This is a genomic window from 'Cynodon dactylon' phytoplasma (genome assembly GCF_009268075.1).
GTDB classification, from domain to species: Bacteria; Bacillota_I; Bacilli_A; order Acholeplasmatales; family Acholeplasmataceae; genus Phytoplasma; species Phytoplasma cynodontis.
In genome coordinates this window covers 24,537-34,098 of sequence record NZ_VWOH01000005.1, presented here as the reverse complement: position 1 = coordinate 34,098, position 9,562 = coordinate 24,537, and the positions used below count along the sequence as shown (strand labels likewise).

General features: G+C 17.9%; 9 protein-coding genes. 6 read left to right on the top strand and 3 right to left on the bottom strand.

Translation table 11 applies throughout. The features are described 5' to 3' along the window. Positions 1-384: hypothetical protein (locus F1741_RS02275; RefSeq protein WP_212380330.1), on the top strand; the 384-nt coding region annotated here is incomplete at its 5' end. A 188-nt stretch (positions 385-572) separates the two neighbouring features. Further along, positions 573-1,994, top strand: a complete 1,422-nt coding sequence (locus F1741_RS02030) for an AAA family ATPase (protein ID WP_152309949.1) — start codon at positions 573-575, stop codon at positions 1,992-1,994. Between the two features lie 32 nt (positions 1,995-2,026). On the opposite strand, the gene F1741_RS02025 is transcribed toward F1741_RS02030, so the two are convergent. Next, positions 2,027-2,605 carry a lambda-exonuclease family protein gene (locus F1741_RS02025; protein WP_152309948.1) on the bottom strand — a complete coding sequence of 193 codons (579 nt, stop codon included), beginning with the start codon at positions 2,603-2,605 and terminating at the stop codon, positions 2,027-2,029. Between the two features lie 73 nt (positions 2,606-2,678). After that, positions 2,679-3,950: an aminopeptidase gene (locus F1741_RS02020; protein ID WP_152309947.1), complete on the bottom strand. Its 1,272-nt coding sequence runs from the start codon at positions 3,948-3,950 to the stop codon at positions 2,679-2,681. 849 nt (positions 3,951-4,799) lie between these two features. Between F1741_RS02020 and F1741_RS02015 the strand changes: the two genes are divergently transcribed. From F1741_RS02015 to F1741_RS02000, 4 genes are all read left to right on the top strand, one after another. Then, positions 4,800-5,732 (top strand): ABC transporter permease, encoded by a 933-nt coding sequence (locus F1741_RS02015; protein WP_152309946.1) that lies wholly within the window; start codon positions 4,800-4,802, stop codon positions 5,730-5,732. A gap of 2 nt (positions 5,733-5,734) precedes the next feature. Next, a complete protein-coding gene (locus F1741_RS02010; protein ID WP_244609573.1) occupies positions 5,735-6,592 on the top strand; it encodes an ABC transporter permease in 858 nt (285 codons plus the stop codon). Between the two features lie 61 nt (positions 6,593-6,653). Beyond that, the gene (locus F1741_RS02005; protein ID WP_244609572.1) at positions 6,654-7,607 is read left to right on the top strand and encodes an ABC transporter ATP-binding protein; all 954 of its coding nucleotides are present in this window, start codon (positions 6,654-6,656) and stop codon (positions 7,605-7,607) included. A gap of 1 nt (position 7,608) precedes the next feature. Next, positions 7,609-8,568 (top strand): ABC transporter ATP-binding protein, encoded by a 960-nt coding sequence (locus tag F1741_RS02000; RefSeq protein ID WP_152309944.1) that lies wholly within the window; start codon positions 7,609-7,611, stop codon positions 8,566-8,568. Here the strand turns inward: F1741_RS02000 and F1741_RS01995 are convergent. Further along, the gene (locus F1741_RS01995) at positions 8,561-9,400 is read right to left on the bottom strand and encodes a hypothetical protein (protein ID WP_152309943.1); all 840 of its coding nucleotides are present in this window, start codon (positions 9,398-9,400) and stop codon (positions 8,561-8,563) included. The genes F1741_RS02000 and F1741_RS01995 overlap by 8 nt on opposite strands. Between the last annotated feature and the right edge of the window lie 162 nt (positions 9,401-9,562).

Below are 9,562 nucleotides of genomic sequence, written 5' to 3'. Positions count from 1 at the left end.
CTTATTTTATTTATTCATAATAAACAAATAGAAATACAAAATTTAAAAAAATATATAAATGACATAAAAAATAAAAATTTTATTTTAAAACAAAGTATTTTTAATCAACAAAAAAATTATCAAGAAAAATTAAACATAATAAAAAAAGAATTAGAAAAATTAAACATAATAAAAAAAGAATTAGAAAAATTAAACATAATAAAGAAAGAATTAGAAAAATTAAACATAATAAAAAAAGAATTAGAAAAATTAAACATAATAAAAAAAGAATTAGAGCAATTAAAAGATATTAATAATGATGAAATTGTTATTTTAACAACAAAAATTAAAAATAAAAAATTTATTATGAATTTGCAAAAAAAGTTTATTTATAGTTTTTTTTAAAATAATTTATAAAAAAAATAATTTATTTACTAATTTTTTATTTATTGGAACATATTTCCTTAATAACTTCATTTAAGTTATTAAGGTTTTTTTTATAAATTATTGATATTTTTAAATAATATTGTTATTATGTTAAGATAAGTTTTTAATATTTATTAAAACAATAATAGGCAGGTCGATTTAAATTTATGAATAATGATACAAAAAATATTAATAATGATACAAAAAAAAGAAAAAATATTTTTTTATATATTATAATATTTAGCCTTTTAATTTATTATTTATTTCAAAAAAATTCAGTAAATAATTCTTATGTAGATAATAAAGATAAAAATGAAATTATTAACAAATTTGAAAAAATATTTGACGATATTAGAGATAAAAAAAATATTAAAGAAAAATTATCTTCGGATAAACAAACTAAAGAAGAAGAAGAAATATTATTTTATTATAATTATTTAAAAGAAAATATTTCTAAATTAGAACAAGCGATTCAATACGATATTAATAATAAAAAATTTATTGAATATATTTTATCTTTAAAGTTATCAGATACGGATGTTGAAATTAAAATAGATAATAATATATTTAATATAAAAAGTTTAAATAATTTTTATAATTTTTTAGATAAACAAATAAATTATTTCCAAAAACAATTAAATATATTTAGAAAAAAAATGTTATATTTAGAAAACAAACAAATATGTAAAGATGAAGACGAAGATAATCAAAATAAAATTTTTTTTAAAGATATTTTCGGATTAGATCAAGCAAAAAATGAGTTAGAAGATTTAATTTATTTTTTCCAAGATAAAAATGATTTAGTTAATGTAGAAAAAATTCAACCTAAAGGTTATTTATTATATGGACCTCCTGGAACAGGAAAAACTTTTTTAATCAAAGCTTTTTGTAATGAAGCAAAAGTACATTTTATTGAAATTGATCCTTCTATATTTGATAGAAAATATGTTGGTGAAGGAGCAGAAATTTTAGATAAAATTTGGAAAGATGCTGAATCTCATAAAAAAAGTATTATTTTTATAGATGAAATAAATGGTTTTACTAATAGAGAAAATATTGCTGATAATAAGGTATCAATCAATATTATTAATAGTTTGTTATTGAAATTAGATGGCTATAAAAAAAGTAATAAAAAAATTGTTGTAATGGGAGCTACAAATTTTTTAAATCAAGTCGATGCTGCTCTTTTAAGCCGTTTTAGTCAAAAAATTTATATTGGTTTATTAGAAAATGAAAAAATTAAAAATTTTTTTGAACATATTATAACTCCTTATAGTATAAGTTATTATTCTTTTGTTTTTTTAGATAAATTAGCTGAAAGATGTAAAAACAAAAATTATTCTAATCGCGAATTAAAAGATATTATTGAATCGGCATATAAAAAAACTGCTAAGTATAAATTTAAAAACCCAGAACATGAAACAATGCTACCCTCTGATTTAGAGGAAGTTATAGATTCAAAACAAAATGTTAAGAAAGAATTGAAAGAAATTGATGAAATCAGAAAAAAATGTGAAGAAGAGTATTTAGTTTGGAATACAAAACTAAAAGATTATTTAAAAAATACACAAAATAATAACCAAATTTAAAAATTTAAAAAGTATTTTTTAAAAAAAATTTTTTAATTTTTTAATATTTTTTCATATTTTGCAAAAATTTCTTTATATTTATCCGTTTCTTCAATCATTTTTTTAATAAATTTTGTGTCTAATCTAATTTCTTTTAAAAAATATTTTTGTTCTTCAAAATATACTAAAAAATAAGCTTTTAAAGATTCAGAACAATATATTTTATATTGAATTCTACAAAAATGATAAATAGGTATTTTGTTGTTTTTACTAAACTCTTTCCATAAAAGAATATCTTTTAGTTTTGAAGGACATTTTATTTCTAACATAGTTTTAGATTCAGAATGATATCCATCTAAAGAAACTAAAAAAGGTTTTTTAATAAAAACTGCTGGTTCATAATTTCTTTTTTTTAAAATATTAAAAAAAAGATTTGCATGAAGTTTAGTTTTTTTTTCCGTTTCTGAATCTTTATTTAAAAACAAATGATTATCTAATATTTTTTTTTTAATCAAATCTTTTACCGAAATAGAATTATTTATTCCCATAATTATTTCTATTTCATTTTCATTTATATATTTTTTTTGATATTCTAACCATTCATAACTATTAGGTTTTAAGTCTGTTTTCATATCATATTTATCCTTCATTTATTATTAAAATATATCAAAATTAAAAAAAATAGTAAAAAAATTATTTGAATTATTATATAAAAATATCTGACCAAACTCCTTTATTAATAATTTGAATCTTTTTTCCTTTATAACAAATACCTTCGACTGATAAATCTTCAGAACCGAATATAATATCAATATGAATTGTTGAAAAATTAACTTTTTTTTTAATTAAACTTTCTTTATTTAACATAATGCCATTTTTGATAGTAGCTGGATAAGCATTGCCTATCGCTAAATGACAAGAAGAGTTTTCGTCTATTAAAGTTTCAAAAAAAGAAATTTTATTATATTTTTTCATATAACACTTAAAAGGTACTAATGCAATTTCACCTAAAAAAGATGAACCTTGATCAAAATTTATTAAATTTTGAAAAAAATTTTTAAAATAGTTGTTTTTTGATTTAAAATTGACTATTTTTCCTTTTTCAAAATTTATAACTAATGGATTATCTATTATTTGTTCATAAAAAACAAGAGGTTTAGTAGTTACAATTGTTCCATAAGTTTTATTATTATCAGGTATACTTAGTACTTCTTCCATAGGTATATTCGGATTAAAATAAATGTTATTTTTGGATTTAACTCTCCCTCCTTGCCACAAATGATCTTTTAATAATCCAACCGAAATATTAGTGCCTAAACTATTTTTAAAAAATAACGTTTTTAAATTTAAATTATTCAATTTTTGAGTATAATCATGAATTCTTTTATTATGTTTATTCCATGCTTTTAATAAATCATCATTATGATTTATTAAACAACATTCGAATAAAATATTCCAAAATTTCTTTAAACTATCTTTTTGTTTATAATGAGGAAATATTTTTGATGACCATAATGGATTAGGACATATAATTGAAGTCCATTGACTTTCTAAATTTATAATATATCTATAAAAAAAATTTAATTTTTTTTTTAAATATTTGATAAAATCAAATGATAATGTAAATGTTTTTTTTGTATGTTGATAAAAAGGAGATAAAATATTGATAAAAACTCCTTTTTTTTTCACAATTTTTTTGTATTGTTTTATAAATTTTTCTAAATACTGAGAAAATTTTTCTTTGGATTTTGTTTTTAAAAACAATTTTTCTAATTCTTCTATTGAATTTTCCCAAATACAATAAACTTTTTTAGCTCCTAATTTATATGATTTTTTAACAATTAAATCCACTACTTTTTTACATATTATTGGACTTTGAATAAAAACATATTGTTTTTCTTGTATATTTACTCCTACTTTAGTTATTAAATCTACATATTTATTAATTAAAACATTAAAATGATAATTTTTTGTCATACTTATACCTTAACTTATACCTTAAATAACTTATACCTTAAATTTCCTTAAACTTTTTAAATTTTATCTTAATTTAATTTGAATGATATTAAATTTAAAAAATCAAATAATTAAAAAAATAATTAAAATTGAAATAAGAAATAAAAAAATAAAATAAAAATAAAATGAAAAAATAAAATTGTTCTATAAATTTATATCTAATATACACTAAAGTATAAAAAAAGTATAAAATTAGATATTATAAAGCGTTTTAGGGCATTTGTAGGTATATCGTATTTTACAAAAAATCTTACAAGTAACTATCTTACAAATAATTTTAAAAGTGTCAAATTATTTGATATTTTTATATAAGTTTTGTTTAAAACTATTTTTTAATAATCAATCAAGAAACACTAAATTAGATTAAAATATTTACTTCAAACCTTCAAACATTAAAAAATTTTAAATACTTATAAATTTATAGATTGTAACAATTTTGATTTTATATTAATTTTAATTAGATTGAATTAAATTTTATTTTATCAATTTATATTGAAAAAAATAAATCTTTTATATTTTTAAATTAATTAAATTTGTAAATTAATTTTGTTATGATTAAAATAAAATTAATTTACAAAATGTAATATTTAATTTTTCTTATTTTTGACTTAACTTGAAAGTTTTTTTTTATATTGATATTTATTTTATATCTGTTATTATAATCTGGTATAATTGTTTTTTTTATTAATGTATTTAATAAAAATTTAGATAAACATTAAAAAAATAAATTTTATTAAAAATGTATTTAATAAAAATTTAGATAAACATTAAAAAAATAAATTTTATTAAAAAAAAGGAATTAATTTAAAAATGCTAAACTTTATATTAAAAAAAATATTATATTCTTTTTCGATTTGTTTGACTATTGCTATTATTATATTTATAGTTATGAGTAAATTTTCAGACCCTGCATTAGCTTTATTAGGACACAAAAGTACTTATCAACAAATTAATATACTCAGAAAAGAATTAGATTTGGATCAACCTTTAATAATTCAATTAAAAAAATTTTTAATTAGAGTTTTTTTAAAATTAGATTTCGGAAATTCTTATATTAGAAGAAATATTAGTTCATTTGATTTATTTTTACCAGCTTTTTTAATTACTTTAAAAATTTCTGTAATTAGTTGTATTTTATCTTCATTTTTCGGTATTGGTTTAGCCTTATTTTCATCTTTTTATAAAGATAGCAAAAAAGATTATATTTTAATTTTAATTTCTATTATCATTATCTCTTTACCTAATTTTGTTATAGGTTTTTTTATTCAATATTTTATGGGTTTTCGATTAAATATTTTTCCTATTTCTGGTATGGAAAAACCATTTTCATTAGTTTTACCTATTACTTCTTTAGTTTTAACGAATACTTTTTTAATTTTCAGAATAGCTAGAAATAGTATAAATTTTGTCTCTGAACAACCTTACATATTAAGTGCACGAGCTAAAGGTTTATCAAAATTTGATATTTTATTTAAACATGTTTTGAAAAATGCTATTATTCCTATTATTACTAATATAGGTATAATATTTAGTTTTATGTTAAGTGGATCTATTATTATAGAAAATATTTTTAATATAAATGGTTTAGGTAATTTAATAATTTCTTCTTTTCAAAATAGAGACTTACCTGTAATTCAATGCTCTATAATATTGTTATCTTTTTTTATTACTATTTTAAATATTATTTTAGAATTATTATATTTTTATTTTGATCCTACTATTAAAAAAAAAGGAGAATTATAATTTTGTTATTTTTAGAGAAAAAGAAAATAAAAATTTATCAAATTTATAAAAAAAATAGAATTTTATTTGTAGGTTTTGTTTTATTTATTTTATTGTTAATAATTAATTTTATTTTACCTTTATTTTGTTTATCAAAAAATGATAGCATGAAGTCTTTTAAGTCTTTTTTAGAACCTAGTAAAAAACATTTAATGGGAACAGATTGTTTAGGACATGACTTATTTGAATATGTTACTAAAGGAACTAAAATTTCTTTGTTTATATCTTTTAGTACTGTTTTAATTAGTGGGATTATAGGAATTTTTTTAGGTATTTTAGCAGGTTATTTTGGAGGTTTTTTCAATTTTTTAGTAAATTTTATATGTGATTTTATATTTGTTTTTCCTGATTTTATTTTAGCTTTTTTAATAATACTATTTTGTGGCAAAAGTTTTTATTCATTAATTTTAGCTATTAGTATCGGTTATATCCCTACTTTTACTAAAGATGTTAAATCAGTAACAATGCAGATATCTCAAAAAGATTTTGTAAAAAGCGCTGTTTGTTTAGGTGCTAGTAATTTCTATATTATTAGAAAACATATTTTTCCTCATCTTTTGAATTCTTTAATTATTAGGATATCTTTAAGTTTAAGTAGTATTATTTTAGTCGCTTCTTCTTTCGGTTTTATAGGTTTAGGTTTAGATCCTTCTATTCCAGAATGGGGTTCTCTTTTAAGTACTAATAAAGCTTATATAAGTGTATTTCCTAGATTATTTTTTTTTCCTATGTTTATTATTTTATTAACTAATTTATCTTTTAATTTCATTGCAGAAGGTTTATCTGAATATTTAAGTTATAAATCTGATGAAAATAAATAAAATAAATAATAAAATTAAAATTATAAAATTAAATCGAATTATAAATGGAATTTAAATTATTATGACAAAAGAAAAAGTTTTAATTAAAATAAAAAATTTGAATAAATTTTTTAAAATTGATGGTATCAATTTTCAAGCAAACAAAAATATTAGTTTTTCTATTTTTAAAGGAGAAACATTAAGTATTATAGGAGAATCAGGTTCAGGAAAGTCTACTTTAGCAAAAATTATCATACAATTACAAAAAGCAGATAAGGGAGAAATAATTTATTTTAAAAAAAATAATTTTTCTCAAAATTTAAACGAATTAAATAAAAATGAAATGAATTTATTGAGAAAAGATATTCAAATTATTTTTCAAAACTCTATTACTACTTTAAACCCTAAATTTTTAATAAAAGATATTATAGGAGAAGGATTAATAATTCAAAAAAAAGTTAAAAACAAAAAAGATAGTAATTACAATAAAAAAATTATAGAGATAATGAAATTATGTGGTTTAGATTTGGAATTGATGAATCGTTTTCCTTATGAGCTTAGCGGAGGTCAAAGACAAAGAGTAAATATAGCTAAAACTTTAATTTTAAAACCAAAATTAGTTATTTGTGATGAAATAGTTTCTGCTCTTGATGTTATAATTCAGAAACAAATTTTAGATTTATTAAATTATTTCAAATATAAATATAAAATAACTTATTTATTTATTTCTCATGATTTAGGAGTAGCACGTTTTATAAGTGATAGAATAGGAGTAATGTTTAAAGGACATTTAGTAGAATTAGCAAAGAAAGAAGAAATTTTTAAAAATCCTTTACATTTTTATACTAAAAAAATGTTAAAAGCTAGTCCTAAAATAATTCATAATGATATTGATTTGTATAATAATGCACATGATTCCAAAGAAATAGAAAGAGAAGAATTAAATTTTAATAAAAATGAAGATAAATATTTTTTTAAAGAAGTTCGACCTAATCATTTTGTTTTAAAATATAGCGAAGCGAAAAGGAAAAAATAAAATGAGTTTGTTAAAAATTAAAAATTTACATACATATTTTAAAACAGAAAACTCTTTAATTAAAGCTGTAAAAGGAGTGACTTTCGAAATTAAAGAACAAGAAACTTTAGGCATAATAGGAGATTCAGGTTCAGGAAAGAGCCAAATAGCATTGTCTATTTTAAAGTTATTTCAAAAAAATCAAAATATATATAATGGTCAAATTATTTTTCAAAATAAAGTTATTTCTGATTTAGATGAAAAAGAAATAAGAAAAATTAGAGGTAATAAAATATCAATGATTTTTCAAGATCCTTCTTCTAGTTTAAATCCTGTTTTAAAAATAAAAGATCAAATTACTGAAGTTTTAATTTTACATCGTAAAATGTCAAAAGAAAGTTCTTTACAAGAGTCTTTTAATATTTTAAAAAAAGTAGAAATTACAGATCCTAAAAGAGTTTTAGAATCATATCCTTTTCAATTATCTGGTGGAATGTGTCAAAGAGTTATGATAGCTATTGCACTTTCTTGTAGTCCTAAACTTTTAATAGCTGATGAACCTACTACTGCAATAGATGTTTTAGCACAAAAAGAAATTTTAAATTTAATTAAAAAAATTCAAAAAAAAAACAAAATGGCTATGTTGTTTATTACTCATGATTTAAGTATTATTTCTTCGTTGGTGAAAAATGTTATTGTTTTGTATAAAGGGCAAATTATAGAAAAAGCTCCTTATAATCTTATTTTGAATAATCCTATACATCCTTATACTAAAAGATTAATTAATGATTTTCTTATTACAAGTATAAATAGTATAAATTACGTAGAAAAAAATAATTTTTTTGAAAATGAAAATAATTTATTTAATTTTAATCTTTTTAAAACACAATCTGAACCAGATTTAGACTTTATTGAAGTAGAAAAAGAACATTTTATCAGATGTAATTTATTAACAAAAAAAAGTAAAAGTTTTTTTAAATAGATATTTTTATGTCATATGTTTGAGATAACATATTTTCAAATTTTGAAATTTTTTTTTTATTTATTTCTTGAATAAAATTAATATTTTCTTTTTCTTTTTCTTTTTCATAATTATTGAAAATATTAGTTTGTTCTAAATTGCTAATTTCATTTAAAAATTCATTTTTTTGTAATTTATTTTTTGATAATTCATAAGTTATATTTTTTTGTTTTGATTTTAAATCTAATAATTCTTCTTCTAAGTTTTTTAAAGTTGTTGCTTTAAAAGTGTATTGTTTTAATTTTATTAATTTTTCTTTTTTATCAAATAGTTCTTTTTCTTTTTGTAAGATTTCATTATTTAAATTTTTTGTTTCGTCATTTAAATTTTCTAAATTTTTATTTATATTATCCAATTCTTTTTTTATTTTTTTTATTTTTTGTTTGTTTAAAAAAATTTTTTTATTATAATTAATGATTGATTCTTCAAATTTTTGAGTTAATTTATTATCATATTTTTTTATACTTTCGAAGTATGATTTATAAATTTCATCTATTTGGTTAATTCGGGATTTGTCAGTAGTTTTGCCTACTATATATTCTATTTTTTCAGTATAAGATATTTTTTTATTTAAATCAATTTTAGGCTCTATTTTATGATTTTTTTTAGTTTTTAGTTTATAAAATTCATTAATTTTAATTTCTTTATTTTGATTTTTTAAATTAATTTTTGATTTTTTATAAAAAAAACTTTTATAACTTTTTAAAATTAATAAAATGAAAGATATTATTAATATTAAAATAATCAGTAATATTATAATATTTTTTTTTATTTGAAATTTATTTTTTTTCATTTAAATTTTCTTTCTAATTTGCTAATTTCTTTTATTTACTTCTATAAATATATATATACTAATAAAAAATTATTATTTATATATTAATTTCATAATTTTTTTTGTAAAATATTCTTTTTTTATAAAAATATCTAAAACAATATTATAAAAATACAGAAGAAT

What these genes read in the sequence shown, in the direction of transcription:
- F1741_RS02030 (WP_152309949.1), top strand. Translation starts at nt 573, where the DNA reads ATGAATAATGATACAAAAAATATTAATAATGATACAAAAAAAAGAAAA.
- F1741_RS02025 (WP_152309948.1), bottom strand. Translation starts at nt 2,605, where the DNA reads ATGAAAACAGACTTAAAACCTAATAGTTATGAATGGTTAGAATATCAA.
- F1741_RS02020 (WP_152309947.1), bottom strand. Translation starts at nt 3,950, where the DNA reads ATGACAAAAAATTATCATTTTAATGTTTTAATTAATAAATATGTAGAT.
- F1741_RS02015 (WP_152309946.1), top strand. Translation starts at nt 4,800, where the DNA reads ATGCTAAACTTTATATTAAAAAAAATATTATATTCTTTTTCGATTTGT.
- F1741_RS02005 (WP_244609572.1), top strand. Translation starts at nt 6,654, where the DNA reads ATGACAAAAGAAAAAGTTTTAATTAAAATAAAAAATTTGAATAAATTT.
- F1741_RS02000 (WP_152309944.1), top strand. Translation starts at nt 7,609, where the DNA reads ATGAGTTTGTTAAAAATTAAAAATTTACATACATATTTTAAAACAGAA.
- F1741_RS01995 (WP_152309943.1), bottom strand. Translation starts at nt 9,400, where the DNA reads ATGAAAAAAAATAAATTTCAAATAAAAAAAAATATTATAATATTACTG.